Annotated in this window: 16 protein-coding genes; 7 read left to right on the forward strand and 9 right to left on the reverse strand. The window is 39.8% G+C overall.

The features are described 5' to 3' along the window. Positions 1 to 1,166: 1,166 nt before the first annotated feature. Positions 1,167 to 3,092, reverse strand: a complete 1,926-nt coding sequence (locus AOB46_RS02255) for a helix-turn-helix transcriptional regulator (RefSeq protein ID WP_131724298.1) — start codon at positions 3,090 to 3,092, stop codon at positions 1,167 to 1,169. Positions 3,093 to 3,430: 338 nt separating this feature from the next. Here AOB46_RS02255 and AOB46_RS02260 point away from each other — a divergent pair, with 338 nt between their 5' ends. The 7 genes from AOB46_RS02260 to AOB46_RS02285 all read left to right on the forward strand — a co-directional run bounded on the left by AOB46_RS02260 (position 3,431) and on the right by AOB46_RS02285 (position 8,641). Next, positions 3,431 to 3,754: a DUF4870 domain-containing protein gene (locus AOB46_RS02260; RefSeq protein WP_062696792.1), complete on the forward strand. Its 324-nt coding sequence runs from the start codon at positions 3,431 to 3,433 to the stop codon at positions 3,752 to 3,754. Between the two features lie 236 nt (positions 3,755 to 3,990). Further along, positions 3,991 to 4,599, forward strand: a complete 609-nt coding sequence (locus tag AOB46_RS02265) for a hypothetical protein (RefSeq protein ID WP_062696407.1) — start codon at positions 3,991 to 3,993, stop codon at positions 4,597 to 4,599. Positions 4,600 to 4,640: 41 nt separating this feature from the next. Continuing rightward, positions 4,641 to 5,174 (forward strand): hypothetical protein, encoded by a 534-nt coding sequence (locus AOB46_RS02270; protein WP_062696408.1) that lies wholly within the window; start codon positions 4,641 to 4,643, stop codon positions 5,172 to 5,174. After that, entirely contained in the window at positions 5,162 to 5,698 is a 537-nt protein-coding gene (locus tag AOB46_RS02275) for a hypothetical protein (RefSeq protein WP_062696409.1), read from the forward strand. The genes AOB46_RS02270 and AOB46_RS02275 overlap by 13 nt, the downstream gene beginning before the upstream one ends. 124 nt (positions 5,699 to 5,822) lie before the next feature. After that, positions 5,823 to 6,566 carry a hypothetical protein gene (locus AOB46_RS02280; protein ID WP_131724299.1) on the forward strand — a complete coding sequence of 248 codons (744 nt, stop codon included), beginning with the start codon at positions 5,823 to 5,825 and terminating at the stop codon, positions 6,564 to 6,566. Positions 6,567 to 6,646: 80 nt separating this feature from the next. Then, complete coding sequence (locus AOB46_RS23275) at positions 6,647 to 6,814, forward strand: hypothetical protein (protein WP_157845028.1); 168 nt, start codon at positions 6,647 to 6,649, stop codon at positions 6,812 to 6,814. Positions 6,815 to 6,943: 129 nt separating this feature from the next. After that, on the forward strand, positions 6,944 to 8,641 hold the full coding sequence (locus tag AOB46_RS02285; protein WP_062696411.1) for a CocE/NonD family hydrolase: 1,698 nt from the start codon (positions 6,944 to 6,946) through the stop codon (positions 8,639 to 8,641). Between the two features lie 2 nt (positions 8,642 to 8,643). Here the strand turns inward: AOB46_RS02285 and AOB46_RS02290 are convergent, their stop codons facing one another. From AOB46_RS02290 to AOB46_RS02325, 8 genes are all read right to left on the reverse strand, one after another. Continuing rightward, the gene (locus tag AOB46_RS02290; protein WP_131724300.1) at positions 8,644 to 9,069 is read right to left on the reverse strand and encodes a hypothetical protein; all 426 of its coding nucleotides are present in this window, start codon (positions 9,067 to 9,069) and stop codon (positions 8,644 to 8,646) included. Between the two features lie 33 nt (positions 9,070 to 9,102). Then, positions 9,103 to 9,636, reverse strand: coding sequence for an SMI1/KNR4 family protein (locus AOB46_RS02295; protein WP_062696793.1), 534 nt, complete (start codon positions 9,634 to 9,636; stop codon positions 9,103 to 9,105). Positions 9,637 to 9,953: 317 nt separating this feature from the next. Then, positions 9,954 to 10,919 (reverse strand): alpha/beta fold hydrolase, encoded by a 966-nt coding sequence (locus AOB46_RS02300; RefSeq protein WP_062696413.1) that lies wholly within the window; start codon positions 10,917 to 10,919, stop codon positions 9,954 to 9,956. 178 nt (positions 10,920 to 11,097) lie between these two features. After that, positions 11,098 to 11,715 (reverse strand): hypothetical protein, encoded by a 618-nt coding sequence (locus AOB46_RS02305; RefSeq protein WP_062696414.1) that lies wholly within the window; start codon positions 11,713 to 11,715, stop codon positions 11,098 to 11,100. A gap of 141 nt (positions 11,716 to 11,856) precedes the next feature. Next, positions 11,857 to 12,183 carry a transposase gene (locus AOB46_RS02310; protein ID WP_062696415.1) on the reverse strand — a complete coding sequence of 109 codons (327 nt, stop codon included), beginning with the start codon at positions 12,181 to 12,183 and terminating at the stop codon, positions 11,857 to 11,859. Between the two features lie 73 nt (positions 12,184 to 12,256). Then, positions 12,257 to 12,682, reverse strand: coding sequence for a transposase (locus AOB46_RS02315; protein ID WP_062696416.1), 426 nt, complete (start codon positions 12,680 to 12,682; stop codon positions 12,257 to 12,259). Between the two features lie 91 nt (positions 12,683 to 12,773). Beyond that, positions 12,774 to 19,022 carry a hypothetical protein gene (locus AOB46_RS02320; RefSeq protein ID WP_131724301.1) on the reverse strand — a complete coding sequence of 2,083 codons (6,249 nt, stop codon included), beginning with the start codon at positions 19,020 to 19,022 and terminating at the stop codon, positions 12,774 to 12,776. Positions 19,023 to 19,226: 204 nt separating this feature from the next. After that, a complete protein-coding gene (locus tag AOB46_RS02325) occupies positions 19,227 to 19,754 on the reverse strand; it encodes a hypothetical protein (protein WP_062696418.1) in 528 nt (175 codons plus the stop codon). Between the last annotated feature and the right edge of the window lie 37 nt (positions 19,755 to 19,791).

Consider the following 19,791-nt stretch of genomic DNA (forward strand, 5'->3'; position numbering starts at 1 on the left):
TTTATTGATAACAAAATTTTTGTAGAACAAAATTTTAACACAGAGAGTAATATCATTCCCTGTGTTAGAAAATTTTGTTAATATATATGAGATTGTGTTTTCGGAAGCAAAAGTATTTAAGTCTATGATGGACCGGGTATATCCAACTGTTAAAAAACGTTATCGGAAGAACTTTTCATCGTATAAAAATGTTAAAAAACAAAAATCAAATATCTGATAATCAAATAAATAAATAAAAAACATTGTTAATTATAACCGGTTGATAAATAAAATTATTTTTTGTTCTGATCTCTTAAATCAGGATGAAGCTTAATAGGTGTAGACCAATTCCTTCTTTCATTATCTTTCTATACGCCATTGCATTTATACAGCATTAAATCATAAAAAGCGATAATTACTCCTTAACAACTTCTACAATAAACTTTCAGGCATTATATTACTAATCTGACAAATGAAAAGAGTATAAAACCTGAAAAACAACACTAAATAACCCTTATTCAGATATTTTCAAAAAAATAACATCAAAATTTAACCAATATCAGTAATACGTAGTATATTTTAAATATATTAATAAAAAAGAAAATATAACACCCTATCTTACAATCAAATACGCTATTATTAATTAACATTATTTCCCCAAAAAACACAATAGATTAACAACTATTAACAGCAGTCAATAGCAGGAAATTCAGATTATTGACATTATTTTACACCACACTTACTTTTCAACAACACACAATGATGAAAAACTATTTCAATTCCAGAGGAATATCAGTGCACTGAATAGTCTGAATTGAATTTCGCTGTCTTGATCAGGCACAATTTAAAAAGCATTTAAATAATTTTAGTTGTGCCTTGGCAGCGGGTATCTTATCTGACCTCAGATCATTTTAAGCCTGTCAGCCATGATGCGTCCAGATTCACATCGCAGGCCTCTCATCGCTTAGTGAGAGCAAGCTACCCTTAATAAAGCTTAGAATTGATGTTATATTATAAGAATATTACCGATCTCAATACGTGAAAATAAGTATTTTGACTTGCTATGAATTAAATTTACTAAAAGCATTTGAAGCCGTTTGCTAAGTCCTTAAGGAGGCACTACCTGGTAGCTATTCCTTTTTATGTTAATATAAAGTCGGGACTAAAAGATCATTTTGAAATGCATTTTACGCCAGTTTCCGGATAAATTCATCCAGATCATCAGCCTTTTCAAGTCCTAATTTCTGTTTAAGCCTGTATTTACTCATCCGGATGCTTTTAGGTTCTACGTTAAGCAGCATCGCCATTTCTTTCGTACTCCGGTTCATAAAAATGTAGGCACAATATTTCAGATCTAACGAGGTGAGCCTGTGGCCGGCTTTTTCCTGCAGACGGTTATAAAAATCAGGGTGAATTTCCCGAAGATCTGTTTTGAATTCTTCAAAATCACGGTCAATATGGGAATGTTCTTTCAGGATTTTATTCAGGTTAAAATTATCAAGGTTTTTTCCGGGATTTTCCTCCAGTTGATTTTTAAGGCTCTGAAGGATTTTATTTTTTTGTTCTACCTGAAGGTTCCCGGCAAGAACTTCTTTCTGAAGGATTTCTTTTTGAGCCAGTATCACCATTTGCTCGGTCTGCAGGCGGTCTGCTTCTTTTTCTTTTAAACGGGCAATCAGTTCTGCTTTTTCTTTTTCAACGGCCATAATCAGGGTTTCGTCCTGTTTTACCTGGGCCAGCAGCCGTGCTTCCTCTCTTTCCTGTTCAAGGATTTTTTCGCGCTGTAAAGAATAGCGAAGTCTGAAATGATAAGAACGGAACATAAACAATAATCCAAGCAGCAGCGCTACAGCAATTCCGATATAAAGGTATTTCTGGGTTTTATGCAGGGCCTCTCTTTCTTTCAGATATTTTATTTCCTGCTCTTTTTCTTTAGCCTGATATTGCGCTTCCAGTTTTTTCCCTGCGCTGTTCTGCTCGCTGTCAAATATTTTCCTGTAATCTTCCTGATAGGCTTTTTGGTATTCCAGCGCTTTAGCGTAATCTTTTTTCCGCTCGGCAAGTTCCGACAGATCTTTGTAAATAGAAGACCGGATGTAATAATCGGGTGTAGGGCTGCTTAGCATCAAAGATAAAGCCTGTAGCAGATAGGATTCTGCAAGTCCGAAATTTCCATTGCGTTTGGCATCTTCATTCATAATTCCAAAGGAAGCCGCCTGCATTCTCATATCTTTGCCTTTTGTAGCGTAACGCAGTGCAATATCAGCATAATGGCGTATCGAGTCTGTTATCTGTGCCGATGCCGGAAAGTGGCGGTTATAAGCATCTGCAATATTAACACTTGGAATGGAGATCAACTGCGTATTCTTCATGTAAGGTTCATGTGCCACATATACCTCAACAGCTTTTTTCTGAGCTGCCAGTGCAGAATCGAGCAGCTTTCTGTTTTGTGTTTTTCTGAACCGGTCTGCCGCCGCTGAGCCAACAGCCTGCCAGGATTCACAGAGGTTATTGGGGTCGTTGCTTTTTTGGGCTGCTTCAAGAGAAAGTAAGGCATATTTACTTTCATTGTCCACATCTTCCCAGGTACTGAATATACCATAAAATGCATAATAAATAGAGGCTTCTTCTTTCCAGTATCCTTTGCCTTTAATCCATTGCAGGGCTTTCAGCTGTGCAGCAACAGCATCTTTCTGATTTCCCTGATAATCCAGGGTTCTCCCCTTCCCGTACCATGCCCAGGATTTGGCTTTTATGTCTTTGGTTTGTCCGGCAAAAAATATGCTGCTATCCGTATCCTTATTGGCAAGATCTATCTTCTGCATGCTTAAATACACTGCCGAACGGGTTTCGTAAGCATATACCTTATACCTGGCGTCCTTCTCTTTTTCTGCCAGATCAATGGCCTGTTGTGCCAGCTTCAGGGCTTCTTTCTGATCGTAATAACGTACTATACCAGCTAACCGGGACAGTATCATCACTTTTTCCTGTCTTCCGGCTGCGGGTGATTTCACCAGATTATAAAGACTATCAGTATAATGGTTCTGAGCAGTGCCGGACATAGGAAACAACCCTAAAAGCAACCAAAATATATGAGTGATTCTATGTTTCATTAGATTCTAAATTTAGATAAATAGTATGGCACCACATCTATCAAAATGAAGCAGATATTCCTACTTATTTCCCTAATCATTAAGGATGTCTACACCACAAAAATAGCCTATTTTATGAAGATTTAAAACCATGTAGACACATTGTAGACGCATCCGGTTTCTCTATGTAGTTAATTTGTAGCCGGATAAATAATCAGCCGATTGATCACAGCATATATCTTTGTTTCGGAAGTAAAACAAGCCATTCTTCTCACAACAGAACTGTCATAAAAAAGAATCAGTTCATCACTATGGATATTTCATCAAAAATATATTTTATCAACATAAAAATTATCAAAATGGACAACAAAACACTTTCTATCGTTTCGTATATCAGCATTATAGGCTGGTTAATCGCTTATTTTATGGGTAAGGATAATTCTGACAGCCTTTTAAGGTATCATTTAAGACAATCATTGGGACTGGCTATTACCAGTATCCTATTTTCTGTAGTATTGAACATACTTGCTATGATTATTCCGGCATTGGGTATTTTAGGAATACTAAGCTTAGGAATTGTGATTCTGTGGATCATCGGTATTATTAATGCGGCCAACAATACCCAAAAGCCTCTTCCGGTTATCGGAAAAATGTTTGAAGATAAATTTTCTTTTATTGGTTAACATAAAATATAATGCTCTTAACTGTGGCTGCCTGAATGTCAGTCCGGATAAGCATTCCTGATTTGAACAAAACGGAAGTATGGAGATTGAATTATGAAACTTATAAGATATAAACACTGCTTTATGTTTATCTGTTATTCATTATATGGTTGCTAAAATACCTTCCAATCTCCTGCCGTTTTAACCTAAACTTTCACCCTAATTCACATGACTATAAATATTAAAAAACTTTTATTATGATCATTTTTGGACTTAGAAGCGGAAATCTTAAATCCGATGATGGGCCTTTAGCCGACTGTGCTCACTGCCATTCCAGCAAGACTGTACACCTCCACTTTTATGTAAGATATATCCACATCTTCTGGATACCGCTTATCCCTTTATACAAAACCGGTATAAGCCAATGCAGCCATTGTAAGCAGTCTCTTGACAAAGCACAGATGTCTCCTCAGCTGTTAGCCGGCTATGCAGCCGCCCGGAAAAAGACTAGAATACCTTTAAAGTATTACAGCTGGCCAATCATTGCCTTTCTGTTTATCCTATTCGCTCTGTTTGCTGTTCTCTTTGAAAACAAAGATACCAAAGCCTGGCTGCAGCAACCCAAATCCGGCGACATCTATGAAATGAAAGAAGACGGCCGGTATGCCCTCTATCGTGTGAAGGCAATTAAAGGGGACAGCATATTTATGAATCCTCATAAATTCACCGCAGAAAAGCTATCCGAATTGAGAAAACTGAAAAACGATCATCCCGAAAGCTATTCAGATAGTGCCATTGGGCTCACCCGCCACGAGCTTGAGGTGCTCTATACCTCAAAAGTACTTAAAAAGATCAGCAGAAAATAGAAATGAAGCGGCTGCAATTCATATTGATTTTGTGGTCAGTAATGGCATTTAATCCTGGCTGGGCTCAGCAGAAGCATGAAAAGAGCGTCCAGCAGCAGTTGAAAAACGGTCAAGGGACTGATGATGTACTGGAAGCACTATCTGGACAGGAATTTATTACCGGAGATTTTAACGGGGACCGGCAGCCGGACACCCTGACTGTATCATTTGTCAGCCGTATTGATAACAGCCCTATCCTCATCAATACAGATTTGGATTATGATCAGCTGATTCAGAAAACCGTTGCCAAAAAGCCCATTTTAGAGCTCACTTCCGACAACTTACAAACTTTGCATCTGAATAAGGACAATTTCTATATCCTAGGCCTTGATTTACTGCAAAACATCGGAAATATCAATACGTTTCCCGGTGATGAAATAGCCGTTATCCTCAAAGCAGCCGATTGGTCCGGTATAAATGTGTGTTCCATATATACTTATAGCCGTTCGGGATGGATAAAAATCAAAGAAACAGAGATAAGAGAAGAAGAAATACCCGATATTCGTACAAGAAAATTTAAACCATGGAAGAGATAAAAAAACAGCTGGACCAATTGTCCGGTTCCAATAGAAAGTATTATGAATTTGAGTTCTCAAAATTGAACGAAGAAGAAAAGCGGCGTCTTGAGGAACTCGTTCAGCGGATGGTGCAATCCGGGGCAAGAAAGCCTCTTGACTGGGCATGGAGCGAATTCCGGGAAGGAATTCCGCAATGGGCAAGGTTTATGATCCTGAAAGAGATGTATCTGTCCGCTCATGATGTAGCCGGTAATATAGATGCTGCTGAGGAATTCAATCCGGAAATGAGCCGGAATTATGATGAAATGGGTTCCGTAATCGGTACAGAGAAACTTCATCAGTTCCTGACCGGTTATGCAAAAGGAATGCTCTACAATATGCTCGGTATCTTTGATGAAGGAAATTTTGATTATGAAAGTAATGACAGCTGGATCCTGATGACCCAAAACAGGAAAACAGATGAACCGGGGAAACCTATAAGCGGACTGCACGAGGATTTTTTAGAATTTGAAGAACAGATAGAAATTCCTCCTCAAATCTGATTGCATCTTTTTTAAACGGACTACCATAAGAGCCTGAAAACCATAAATCCTTATCCATATATTCATGATGCCAATCTGCTCTAACATAAAAACAACAGTATATTACCGTTAATCCCATTTTAGTATGATGACAGAAGAAAATATTACGCTATATCCCGAACCTTCCAAGGTTTTTACTGACCCGTCTCTGGCGATGTATTTCAAGCCTCTTCTGACCACTTTAGCCCATCTTAAAGGACAACAATACACAATACATCTTTTAAGCACGGATGGACTGATCTGTAAGGAAGAAAGTTCTGTTAAATATTCGGAGAATTATCTTTTCGGATTCCGGGATCATCACGGGATTTATGAATTCCTGGGAAATCCGGAAGTGTTTATCAACAATACTTCTGTTCCGGCGTTGTATGAACTGCTGCTGCAGGATTTTCTTGAAAACAGAGATGAATACCTTAAAGCCAAAAAGACCGTAAAGGAATACCTGATGGATATTCGTGAGCCCATTTTATCTCTACCGGAGCTTGATGACACAGATGCTGCCCAGTACTATGCAAAGGCATTTTACAGCTATGAATTCACAAAATATTATTATCAGAAATACGGTGTTCACAGACATATTTCGGTAGTTACCGAAGGCTGGGGCAAAAATACGGACCCCTTTCTTCTGGATAAAGAAGACGGACAGGATGTACTGGAAGAATTCCTGATGAATATGGAAGAAGACTCTCTGCATGACTATGGTCTGAATCCGGAGCAATTTATAGCAGGAACAGAACGCAGAAGGTTTGTTTCCCTTTCAGGCGGCCTGGTTCTCGCACTGAGAGATCCTGAGAATGATATTATCTACATCGCAGAATACGGTTCTTAATATAAATGGAATAAGGATAGCCGAAGTTACTTTTAGTAATACGTTTATTCTTATCCAGGACTGAGGTTAACTATAGATATATGACAACTTTAACAGCAATAGAACAGCAGTTTGGTTTCACTTATCCGAAACTGTATCATAATATGCAGTTTATGAGCTTCCTGATGAGGAAAACTTCAGAGAAGACCTTAAGAATTTTATCCGGACTCATCAAAAATATCTGCCAGCGGCACAGGTACAGGTGTTAGAAGAGATTTATGCAGCCCAGGCAGAACATAAGGCAATTATTAATGAATCCCGGTTACCGTTTCTTTTGAAAAAACACATTAACTTTGAGAAACTCAATCAGGAATTTAAATATCAAAACAGCTAGATCTATGAAATCTATCTTCATGCTGATCACTTTTGTATTCGCAGGTACTGTTTCTGTTTTCGGACAAAAGCTGAAATCTCCCGACACTGATTTTATGATTCAGGACAGTATTATGATTCCAACCCGGAGCGGCGTTCCGATCTCTGCTATTATCGTACGGAAAAAGGGTAACCACCGGCCGGTTCCGGCTATTCTGTTTTATACCACCTACTATGAGGGACCTGGTGATGCCATTCTTGGCAAAAGGTCTGCAGACAGAGACTATGTGGGCATTGTAGCTTATGCTAGGGGAATCAGAACAGACCTGAAAAACTATAGCCCCTATGAGCATGAAGGATCAGACATTTATGATATTATTGAATGGATTACCCAACAAAAATGGTGCAACGGAAAAGTGGGTATGCTGGGAGGAAGCTACACCGGCTTTTCCCAATGGGCTGCTGCAAAGAAAATTCATCCGGCCCTGAAGACCATTGTTCCGCAGGTTGCTGTAATGCCCGGCTTTGATATGCCTTATGAAAATAATGTGCCTATTGGCAATATATTGAGCTGGTCCAACGACAATATTTATAAATATCCGCCATTAAGAAGAAGTCTTCCCTTTGAATGGTTTGATAACGGAAGCTCATTCCGAAGCCTGGACAGTCTGTCCGGCCGGCAAAACCCAATATTCAGAAAATGGATTGATCATCCGGCATATGACCGGTACTGGCAGTCTCTGGTTCCTTCTCCTGAAGAGTATGCCAGGATTAACATTCCTGTTCTGAGTACAACAGGATATTATGACGGTTCGCAGCTTTCAGCACTGGAATACTTCAAACTGCATACCCGGTACAACAAAAATGCTGATCATTATTTTGTTATCGGACCTTATGATCATATCGGCGGGCAGAGAAATGCCCAACCTGATCTGATGGGGTATACTATTGATCCGGCAGCCCACATCAATATGCGTGAACTTGCTTATGAGTGGCTGGATTTTATTTTAAAGGGTGCACCTAAACCTGCCCTTCTTAAAGATAAAGTAAATTATCAGGTAATGGGAGCCAATATCTGGAAACACAGTCCCGATCTGACTAAAATCAATAATGATACACTAACCTTGTATTTAACAGAAAAAAGGGGCAGCCAAGGTTATCTGCTTGGAAAAAAGCACCCGAGGCGTGCTTCTTTTATCCCTCAGACCGTAGATTTTAAAGACCGTAACAATCAGAATAACTATTTCACGCCAACCCTGATATTTGATACCCTCGATGTCAGTAACGGTGTTCTGTATACGACAGATGCATTTGATTCTGATTTTGAAATGAGCGGTTCTTTTACAGGAAACCTTTTTGCCTCCATCAATAAAAAAGACCTTGATGTTTCTCTGGCTTTATACCAGATTCTTCCCAACGGCCGGTACTTTCTGTTAACCCGCTATGTAGGCAGGGCATCCTATGCGAAGGACAACAGTAAACGTCAGTTGCTGCAAGCAGGCAGAAAAGAAAGTATTCCGGTTCATACAACCCGGTTTGTCAGCAAAAAAATTGCTAAAGGAAGCCGTTTTGCAATTCTTTTAAATACAAACAAACATCCTTTTGAAGAAATTAACTACGGATCGGGAAAGGAGGTTCATGATGAAACGATACGGGACGCCCAAGAACCGTTACAAATCAAATGGCATACCGACAGCTTTATTAAAATTCCGGTCCGTAAGTAATTTTACTCTATCGTAACCGTGGCCTCTTTTCCATTGCAGGGGTTGGTGATGATGAGCTCATTTCCATTACCGGGCCTGATATGCAGTGTAACCATCGTACGGTAAGGTACACCGTCTTCACGGGTAAAATGCCCTTCAAAGATTACGGCAACGGTTCCGAACTGGCTGGAACGGTTATCTGTCACACCTGCGGTTATGAACTCACGGATTTCCTGGCTGCCATCGGTAACTTCTTTGGGTAATATGAGCAGCTGATCTTTATAATATACTTCAAAGTGCTGATAGGCTCCCGTAGAGAAATGCCTCTTTTTTACGAGATAGACTTTCCAGTGATACACTCTGTTCTCAGCAATCAGATTCTTCCGGGTTCTGTAACAGGAACTCAACACAAGTATGCAGACGAGTGCAGCCGCTATCCCTATGATCATTTTCAAAGTCATTTTAATTCAGTTTCTGATAATTTAATCATTATAGAAAGAGTTCTCTCTCAGCCCACGGACAAATGTCTCGAAATTATTGGCAAGAAAGGTCTTTTTATAATTGTTTTCCTGATCCACATGTACAACCACAGGCTCTCCCTGAGGACCGCATGCAGAATAGTCCAGTAAAATCATATCATGTCCTGCCGACGGACAGTCAGCAATGTAAACTCCGTGTGCCGGATATCCCCATTCTTCTATCCAGAACGTGCTTCCACAATCGCCGTACAAAGTGGATGGTTTTTGCTGACCAATGCCAAAAATACCGGTAATGGCAATATGATCTTCAGCCCAGGAGGTAGGTTCACTTGTCGGATAGCAGTTTTTTACGGGAGCACCACCATTTCTTTCCTGCATCAGCTCGATATAGGCAGGGGGTAATTTATATCCAAGCAGGTTTTCTATGGCGGAAATTTCTTCTGCTCCCGGTATTTCTTCTTCATATTCTTCTTTATAGAAAGGATCATCATCCCAGAATCCTGTAAAATCTATGTCTTTAAAAATTTTTTCTTCCATAATCATTCAATTTAAAATTATTATACCATCAATTTTTGAAATAAAAGATGGTAAGAAACAGATCTGCCTGTTTATACAAAGGTGCGATTTCTTCACATTCCGTTACAGCAGCGGGTGTCGACATTGTGTCTACGTTATTTCCGGCAGTAATCTACATTGCGTCTACATCTGTTTTACAGATTCATGTCACGTCTTCAACCCTGAATCTTTAATATGTAAATATATTGGTAAAAATCAGATAGCCCTCATAAAAAAAGTCTGTTTTACAGTGAGTAAAGCAGACTTTAAAAAGTGATATTTATTAAAATATTCCGTTTTTATCTTTGCAGCGCCATATCCAGTTCTTTCCTGAAAATTTCAGGCTGGTCTATCCAGATATTATGCCCTGCTGATTTGATTAATCTGAAATTAATTTTTTTATGGTTTTTTATCAGTTCCCGGTGTACTTCCCCGTTAAAATCGAGGAAGTCATGATCACCAAAAATAATGGTAGTTTTAGCGTTATCATTGAGTGATTTTCTGTAATCATATTTCCAGTTTACGGTTTCTGACATTACAGAGGCTTCATCTTTATAGTAATGAAAGCCGCCACGAATAAGTTTATAACGGTCAATTTTGTATATATTGGATGCGGCAAAAGCCATCCTGTTGAAATCTGTTCTTTCTCTGTCGCTGGTGAATTTACCTTTTAGCTCTTTATATCTTTTATAGATCGGCAAGGCTTTAACTTCAGGTCTTGAGCTCAGAAATTTTATCTGTTCATTCTGGCGTTTTGAAAAAACACTTTCCATGCTGTCTGACCTGGTAAGGATAGCTCCTGCTAAAACCAGGTTTGAAACCTTCTCCGGATGCTGCTGAAGATATTCCATAGCAACCAGTGTCCCCATAGAATGGGCCATAATTTTAACTTTCCTATTTCCAAGCTGTCTGATCAGTAAATCTAAATCATTTACGTTTTTCTGAAAGGTAAGTTTTTCTTTTGGAGCAGGAGAAAGCAGGGAACCTCTCTGGTCATAGAGTACAAAATGATATTTATTTTCCAGCCCTTCTATGGCATCCAGCATATAGTCATGGTTGGCTCCAAAACCGCCATGAATTACCACTACAGTATCTTTTCCTGTTCCTAATTCCCGTACATAAATATCCTGGTTATAAGCATCAAGACTGTCCGGGGTTCTTAAATACCATTCAGAATAATTTTTACTCTGGCCGAAAGACTGATTGTATAAAGCGATAAAGCAAAGAATTACCATCCTTATTAAAAGGGTCGTTTTTTGTTTCATATAATTGTACTAAAAATTGTTTTCCACTGATCAGTAGATGAAAATAATCCTATTGGGTGCACAAATATATTTAAAATTGGCACAAATCGGCTCAACAGGCTTTACCAGAATCGTGAAAAGCACAGAAATTACTGTCCTAATAAGCTGCTGAATGAGCCGGGAAAGCCGTCAGCTTTGTCTAAAGATTTCCGTATACCACGATATAACCAGCATATTCCAGCTTATCTTCAAGCCAGTTTACCAGATTATTTTTAATTTTTTTCACAGCAGAATCCTCTGTCTCCGAATGCCTGATTGTTTCAATAATCTTTCTGCAGGCTGCATTGTTAAAATAATTATGCCCGCAGATATCAAAACTGTTACCATCATAATTAATTTCGGGATATTGTAAAGGAAAAGCCGCTTTAAATGCATGGATAACATAATCGAAATCTGCTGTGGGAATAAATGCATCATTCCGCTTTTTTGTTTTATAATATTCTCCATCGGATGCTACCGGCCACAGTATAAACCCTATTTCATTACGCGGAAACGGCTTGTCTCCTGTTGTAATAATTACCGGAAGCGCATCAATCTTTTCAATGGCTTTTGCTATATCATACCTGCATTCATTATAGTATTTTTCTGCTGTTTCTTCATTACAGGGAGCAGCGATACAAATCTCCCTGATGTTGTCACGATGAAATTCTTTCTCACTGGCCAGGACATCACCGTTATTCTTTTTTAAAAGCTGAATAGCTCTGTTCAAGGGAATTGACAGTCTGTTTCTGAGGTCATTGAGGGTTTCCGTATCCATGGGATTAATCTGCTCTTTTTATGAAATTAAAAAATGTTTTCGCTAATGTATAAAAAACACCGGCAAAATTATATTTACCGGTGTTATCAGATGTGTTTATTAAGGCCTCATATTAAAAATTATAAACAAAAATCATGTTCATTACAGAAATACTTTTTTCCATTTGGTCATCGAATTTCGGCTTAATCCAAAATGTCTGGCTACCTCAGAATTGTTCATTTTATGGGTTTTCTGGTAATCCAGTATCCTTAAAATATCAGATTTGCCATAAGAACGGTGTTTCTGGTTCTGTTTTCCTATTTCTGTGTTTTTTGTTCCGAAAATTCTTTTATTAAGTTCTAAAATATTAATTACCGACAATTCTTTTTTTCCTAACAGTTTTTCACATTCCTGTTTCTTATGAGGAAAATTCCGGGTAATAATATCAGCATAAATCCGCTGATAATTAGGCTGGCTATATTTTTCCATCTTTAGCGTACGTTTGTTAAGTTGAAATTTTCAATAAAGCTTTTTATACTACAATTATTTTTTTGTCTGATTTCTATGAGGCACCATATTTATTGATCCATTTGTTTAAAGTACTGTTAGGTATTCCGTATTCATCAACAATCTGCCTTCTGGTTTTCTCTCCTGTGTTAACCAGTTCCAGTATAAAACTTATAATCTCCTGAGTGTAGATATTTTTTCTGAATTTTGGCAGTTTTGATCCTTCTGTATCATTAGCCAGTGCTGAAGGCGGAGCATACAGTATTAAATGCTGAGAATACAGTCTGAAGAAATCATATTCGAGCAGCTTGCTCCATCTCATCAGAATATCTGTGGGAAGATTCTCCTGTAAATACATTTCGCTGACTTCTTTTTCTGTGCAGTTCATAAAGCTGCAGATACGGGACACATCAGTTCTGTTTTCGGTCACCCTTAAATGAATCAGTTTTCCAATATGAATATTTCTGAAATTTGAAATCATACTATTAAATTATTTAAGAAACAGCCTTGCCAAGATATCTCAACAAGGCTGTTGATTTTACTGTTTTCCGAAAGATTTTACGTTCGTCAATCTAGTCCGGGCAGGTCTGTGTAGAGATGCAATGCCACTTCATGGAAGCATCGCCTTCTTTCAGAGTATACATCTTCATACATTTGTTGGTCGTATCGTATACCATCATTCCTTCTACAAAGTTAGCAGCCGGAATGCCCACCGGATTTCCTGAAGCATCAAACGCAACTCTGTTAGGTACAAAACCTTTGGTTTTCGCTTCTAATGCAATCCAGCCTCCTTTTCTTACCATTGGCCAGTTATCTGCATTTACTCCTGCTCTTCCCAATGCCGTGATTCCCATTTTAGTATCCAGTGCTGTTCCGGCTATGAGACCCGGTTTATAGCAAGGGTTTGAAGGGGATATAATTGCTCCACAAAGGTTTATTTCAGGGGTATTTGCAAAGTTATATTTCATCTCGGTAGCATTTGTGCTTGTACCATCGCCCATACTTCCATTAACCTTGTGCCCTACATAGCCGTATTTTTGGCTATTGTCCTTAACGATCATGGAGGTATGCCCACCGGTTTCTACGGCAATCACCTTATCAGTCCAATTGAATTTTCCAATATCGTATGGATCAGTGGCAGGAATACTGCCCGGCATTTCGGTTGGGTCTATTGGATCACTTGTTCCTCCAAGCATATAACTGTCATTTGTTCCCCAAGCCCATAGTCTGCCACCTGCCGTTAGTACATTGATGGAACCAAAACCGTAATAGTCGTGTTCATTTGGACTGATATAGACCACATTGGTCAGGTAATCACCTGCCGTTGCCGATTTCTGTACCTGTACCCAGACGTTGCTGTCTGTCGTGCTGAAGTTACCGAGTTGTTTCCTACTGTTTGCACCCAAACTATAGAGATTACCATTGGTACCCAAAATGTAATAAGTAAGATTAGTACTACCCGTTGACCCTATCATTTTTGGGGTAACACCTGCTGGTAAAGTCATTTGTGTAGCAAATGTTTTAGTTGTTTGGCTAGTTCCGTCACCTAACCATGTACTCTGTCCCCAGGTATATACCTGACCGGTAGCAGTTAATGCCATCAGCGTCTGAGAACCATTTCCACGTATTGCAACAACATTGTCAAGCGTAGTAGAAGCATTAATATGTACCCGGTGCCACAGCTGTTCATTCGTACTGGACCACGCCACACCATCAGCGTATTGAGATGAATTTTGAGCCAATACCCAGACATCGCCGGAGCAGGTGGTCAAAGCTAACGTTTTGTAAGAGCCAAACAACATTTTGACATTTTCCGGTGCCACACCGTCAGGCAAACCATCTGCCTTTGGTGCACCTCCATTTACTCCGTACGTTCCTATTCCTATCTTTTGAAACGTTGTACTGCTTGTAAGGCCTGTCGAAATCAAATACCCTTGCGCTCCCCAAGCAAACAAACCGTCTGTGGTTAAAACGACTCTTTGGGCATTAGATTGACTACTGCTTCCACCAGTAAACTTGAGAATATCTCCGGTAAGTGCCGGATAGTTAGTACTATTGACCTCTGTAGGACTCAATAAGCTAGTTGACCCATTGTTTGCCATATTTTCTCCCCATACCATTACAGCTCCGTTCGATGCATCACGTATCATAGTGCTATGGAAGGTGCTTACCACATTGTCATACTCAATCGTATTGGGATCTGAAGTGTGTAAAAAGGTGTTTGGATTACAATCTCCGGTAGGGCAATAATTAGGTAAAAGTCCTGCAAAAGTAAAATATTCTCCATTGTTTAATGTAACGGTAGCCGTGTTATAATCGGTTCCGTTAATGGTAATTGTATTACTCATCGAGGTAAAAGTATCCCCGGTGTCAAAGGTTGCATCGGCAGATTGTACCAGATTTAGATTGTTGATTCCTACCGGCCAAGCTACTGTAATGTTTCCTACACCATTGGTATTCTGCACTTTCCAAATGGCCTCAAAACGGTGACTAACCGGACCATTAGCAGCATTGTGAATCAAAGGTGTTTTAAGTTTTTGTACCAAACCATTGTCACCTGTCATCAGGTATTGTAGGTTATTTGGCAGATCTGTACTGTTTTCTGCATTGGTATTCGCGAAACCTGTGGTAGAAATAACCAGCTTTTGTAATGCATTTATACTTCCTGACTGCTTTTGGTGTAATGCTGAAATATTGTCTCTCGCAATACCGAAAATGTTATTGTTATAACCGTTGTTAAGAGTTCTATCCCATACAATATTACTATTTGAAGCAAGGTAATTTTCTGCTGAAGTAACTCCATTCTTTACAGCAAGATAAGAATTTACTCTCGACTGCTCATTAGGAGTTAATAATTGTTTGTACCAAATAACTTCCATGATGTCACCCGAGAAAACACCAGCGCCTGTCCCGTAAGTGCTGTAACCTACTCTTAGATTTGGCCCGTCAAACTGGAATCTGTTTGCGGTACTGGTTGCATTTGAAGTTTCATACAGACCATTTAATCCTAATTTAACTTCACCCCCTGCATAAGCTGCTTCACCACCATTTGCTATTCCATTTGTTGCACTGGCAGAGAATACATTTGAAGTATTTAAAGAAAACGGTGTTGAAAAATTCTTAGTTGTTGCGGTAGCTGCATACTCATAAAAATTAGGGTATCCTAATCCGCCACTAACCAGCATTGCAATTGAAGGGTTTGAGCCATAACCAGCACCATCATTTGTCCCTATACCTGTAATACGACCTGTACCATAAGCAGTAGGTCTTACTGCAGAAAATATAGAATAAGAAGTAAGATTAGTTCCACCGTCCGGATTTAATTGTGTATTTGGATTGTGAAAATTCTTAGTTGTACTATAATCTGTGGTATAAGGATGGAAATTGTGTGCTCTGTCAGCTGATGAAAGTGCCCATGTGCCAGCAGCAGGAATATCATCAGCATTTATGGAATGATCTTTCCATGCCGTAGCAATAGTTCCGGCATCATCTGATTTCACCCAGAAATCAGTTCCCAGAACACCTCCCGGTGCCTGTTCGAAACCTGCAAACGTAAAGTATTGTCCATTACCTAAAATAACGTTAGCCGTATTATAAACTACACCGCCTACCGTAATTTCCGCAGTCATTGGTGTAAAGGTGTCCGTTCCGTCAAAAACTGCATCCGGAGACTGTACCAGATAAAGATTCTTCACGCTTTTCGGCCATGCCACCATTACCGTTCCTACAGCTCCTGTGTTCTGAACTTTCCAGATCGATTCAAAACGATGATTGGTAACGCCATTTGAACCTGCAGAGTAAGCAAGTGGGACGATAAGCCTTTGCTTCAAACCGTTATCTCCCGACATCAGGAATTGCAAATCGTTAGGCAGATCTGTTCCGTTAGCAATATTGCTATCTGCCAGTCCGGTTGTTGAAATTACAAGTTTCTGCCCCTTATTTGTACTTCCTGACTGTTTTTGGTGCAATGCCGTAATATTATCCCTTGCAATACCGAAGATATTATTGTTATAACCGGTATTATTAGCTATGTCCCAAACTACATTGCCAGTTGTAGAGAGATAATTTTCGTTTAATGTAGTACCATTCTTTACGGCAAGGTAAGAATTAATTCTGGATTGCTCATTAACGGTTAACAGACGATTAAACCAGATAAGCTCCATGATGTCTCCCGGAAAAGCACCGGCAATAGCAGGAGTTCCTGTAGTCCATGCAGAGTGCCCGACTCTAAGGTTATCAGATACCAGCTGGAAGGTGTTGGTTGCAGCAAACCCGGAGAAATCTTCATAAGTTCCGTTCAGTCCTAATCTTTTTGTTCCGCCCGGTATGGTGGAAGTTCCGCCATAGGTTGTATAATTATCTGCTGTTGCAGAGAATACATTAGAAGCACCTATAAGAAAAGGATTAGAAAAATGAGAGCTTGTTGTTCCTGCAGCACCTCCTGTAGCATTATTCCAATATTCATATTGATTAGGTTGTCCCAAAGCATTAATAGAAATACTTGGATCAGCAGCATTGTTGTCATCATCAAGCCCCATAATACGCCCGGCAGCTAATGATGTAGGTCTTACTGCTGAGAACAATGAATAGTTTGATGGTGGATTAGTAACCGTAGGAACATTTACTTTTGAACTGTTATTCTGAAAATACTTCGAAGCACTATAGCCTGTGGTATATGGATGAAAGTTATGTGCTCTGTCCGCAGGGGAAAGCGTTACTCCTCCTATATTCGGGATATTATCTGCGTTGGCAGACTGATCTTTCCATGCTGTAGCAATGGTTCCTGCATCATCTGATTTTACCCAGAATGCGGCCCCGGAAACTCCTCCCGCAGCAGCAGATATAACATTGACTGCCAAATCACTGGAGCTGGTACAGGTACCAGTGGTAATGGTCCATCTGAATGTGTAAGAACCGGCACTGTTAAGTCCTGTGACCTGAGTATTGTATGCTGATGGTGTTACAATCACCGGATCCGGTGCACCGGCAGGCTTTGATACCAGCGTCCATAAACCGGTAGATGTGGCTCCCGGATTGTTTCCGTTAAAAGTAGTCGTTGATGTGCCAATCACCATTTGGGCAGATCCCGCATTGGCTCCCACCTGAGTGGATACGAATATAGAAAATGTTCCCTCCAGAGAGGTTCCGGAGCACGCATATTCTTTATTTAAAAAATTAGGATCTACTCCCCCGGAATCAGGTCCGGCTTTTATTTTAAAAACATACTCCCCTTCTTTATTCAGGTTGCTTATTACGGTAGAAGTACTTGTAATGGTTCTAAGATTCGAGGATTCAAAAACAGGATTGGCAGATCCCGCCGGCTTTGAAACCACTGTAAAACTATATCCGCCGTTAAATCCCTGCAAATAGCTTGTATTGATTACTCCCTGATATACTGCAGGTAACGGAATCGTAGCTGTTACAACTCCCGATCCGGGGTAACATACCGTCATATTAGGAACAGTTACATTCGGACGGTTGCCATCTGAAATATGGATATAGAACGTCTGAGATCTGGAGCAGGTACCATTTCCTATAGATATTCCGATGGGATATGTACCTACCCGCCATCCGCCAGAAGGAGGCGTCACCACAACACTTCTATTCATTGTACCGTTTCCGTTCAAAGCTAAAGTTGGCGGTCCTCCGGGAGGTGTGGTCCCTGTATTATTAAGTGAAGTCGTGGTTGTAGCAGGGTCAGCAGGATCAATCTTAAAATAAAAGGTAATAGGAGTTGTTTTTCCTGCCATATTACAATATACAACACCTCCGCTTCCACTGGAAGAATAAAGGGTCATCTGTTCGGGATGGGCAGAATCAAGGAAATTAATATAATTAGGAAGTGTTCCGTTATAATTATACGTAATTTCAGGTGTTGTATAGGTTCCACTTGCATTGCTTACCGTTAATGTAAATTTATAAGTTCCTATAGCACTTACTCCACTGAAAAACAGTGTATTATTTCTCAATTTCAAGAATGAAATATTCCCTCCGGCCGGCTGGCTGATTGCATTCACCGTAATTGTTGTTCCAAATGCAGGATTTCCTGAAGAATTCGGGGTATCTGTTGAAAATACGGGAGAATTATTGGAGATCAGGTTAATGTATCTTTCAGTTTCTGATGATCCGTAACATCTGTTGTGAGTAGTCTGCAGACTGATCTGCGGGTTGGGAATAAACCTTACAATAACATCATCTTCATACCAGCAACTCGGATTGTTGACAGATGTAATCCTTGCCACTGCACGATAAGCCGGATCAATTGTATGATCTGCTTTCTTAATAAGACTCAGTGTAGGTGTTGCAGTTGTCGTATTTGACATCGTCGCATTCGTCGTAGTAATATTATTATAAAATTCTTTATCATAAATATTATAATACGTCCACGATACGGTATAGCCAGCAGGGATTACAGCATTTAGTGTTGCTGTTCCCGTAACTGCCGAAACATTGGTGATATCCGGTCCAGCCGTGAAGGTAGATACACTTCCCGGTGCAGTAATCGTTACCTGGGATGATGCTGTTCCTACTGTACAGTTCTGTGTAATCTGGAAAACATAATCACCCGGGAAAGTCATCCCTGTGACCCCGGTATTGTATGCTGAAGGATTTGCAATCACCGGATCCGGTGCTCCTGCCGGTTTGGATACCAGCGTCCAGACGGGATTCCCCGATGTAGTGCCCCCCGGGCTTCCCGAGAGATTCGTAGACGTGCCACATATAGTGACATTGGCACCTGCATTTACATTGCAGTTCTGTGCCATGACCATCATATTACCCAAAATGAGCAATATGAAAAAAAGGATAGTCTGTTTTTTCATTGTTTAATAAATTTTTAACCGGTTTTCCGGTGACATGTGTTTTTTGATTGTGTAGGAGGTTTACCCATAGTTCGATAACAGTCAAGCAGGCTAGTACTAATGCCTACTTGACCACAAGCAATTACATTTACAAATGAGCGGTGAATAAATAGAAGAGGTTTTTCTTTTGAGTAAGGCTAAAAGCTTTCCGGTTGGCAGTCAGATTTAGGGTTTCCAGAATGTCCAAACCTTTCCGTTATATACGGCAAGATGTTTTTTAGAGGTATCATATACCATCATTCCGGGAGCAGGATTAATAATATTAAGATGAGGGCTGGCCACTTTAGGAAGAATCATAGCTTTGTCCGATGCTTCCAGGACAAAAATTCCCTCGGTAGAGGAAACAGTCCCGATTCCTGTTTTAGCAGTGGCTTTCTCTACCTTATCTACTCCCTGTATGCTCAGGTCTGCAGTTCCGATGGTTGCTGCCGTACCGTCATCTTCGCTGAGATTTACCCATTGTCCGCCGTTTTTTAAATACTTCACTTTGTGATCTGTGGTATCATAAATTATGCTTCCTTCAGCTGAAACTGCAGTTTTATTTTCAACATAAGGGAGAATCATTCCCCTGTTTTCAGTATCGGAAAATTCGAGGGATACGGAGGTATTGGTAACGTTTTCTTTACCTATTGCTACCTGTGCTTCTGTAGTACAAGCTGCCAGAATGGTTAAAATCAATAGTGTTTTTTTCATTATGTTTTTAATTAGTTTTTAAAAATGACTGAGATTA

This window comes from Chryseobacterium indologenes, from assembly GCF_001295265.1.
GTDB lineage: Bacteria > Bacteroidota > Bacteroidia > Flavobacteriales > Weeksellaceae > Chryseobacterium > Chryseobacterium indologenes_A.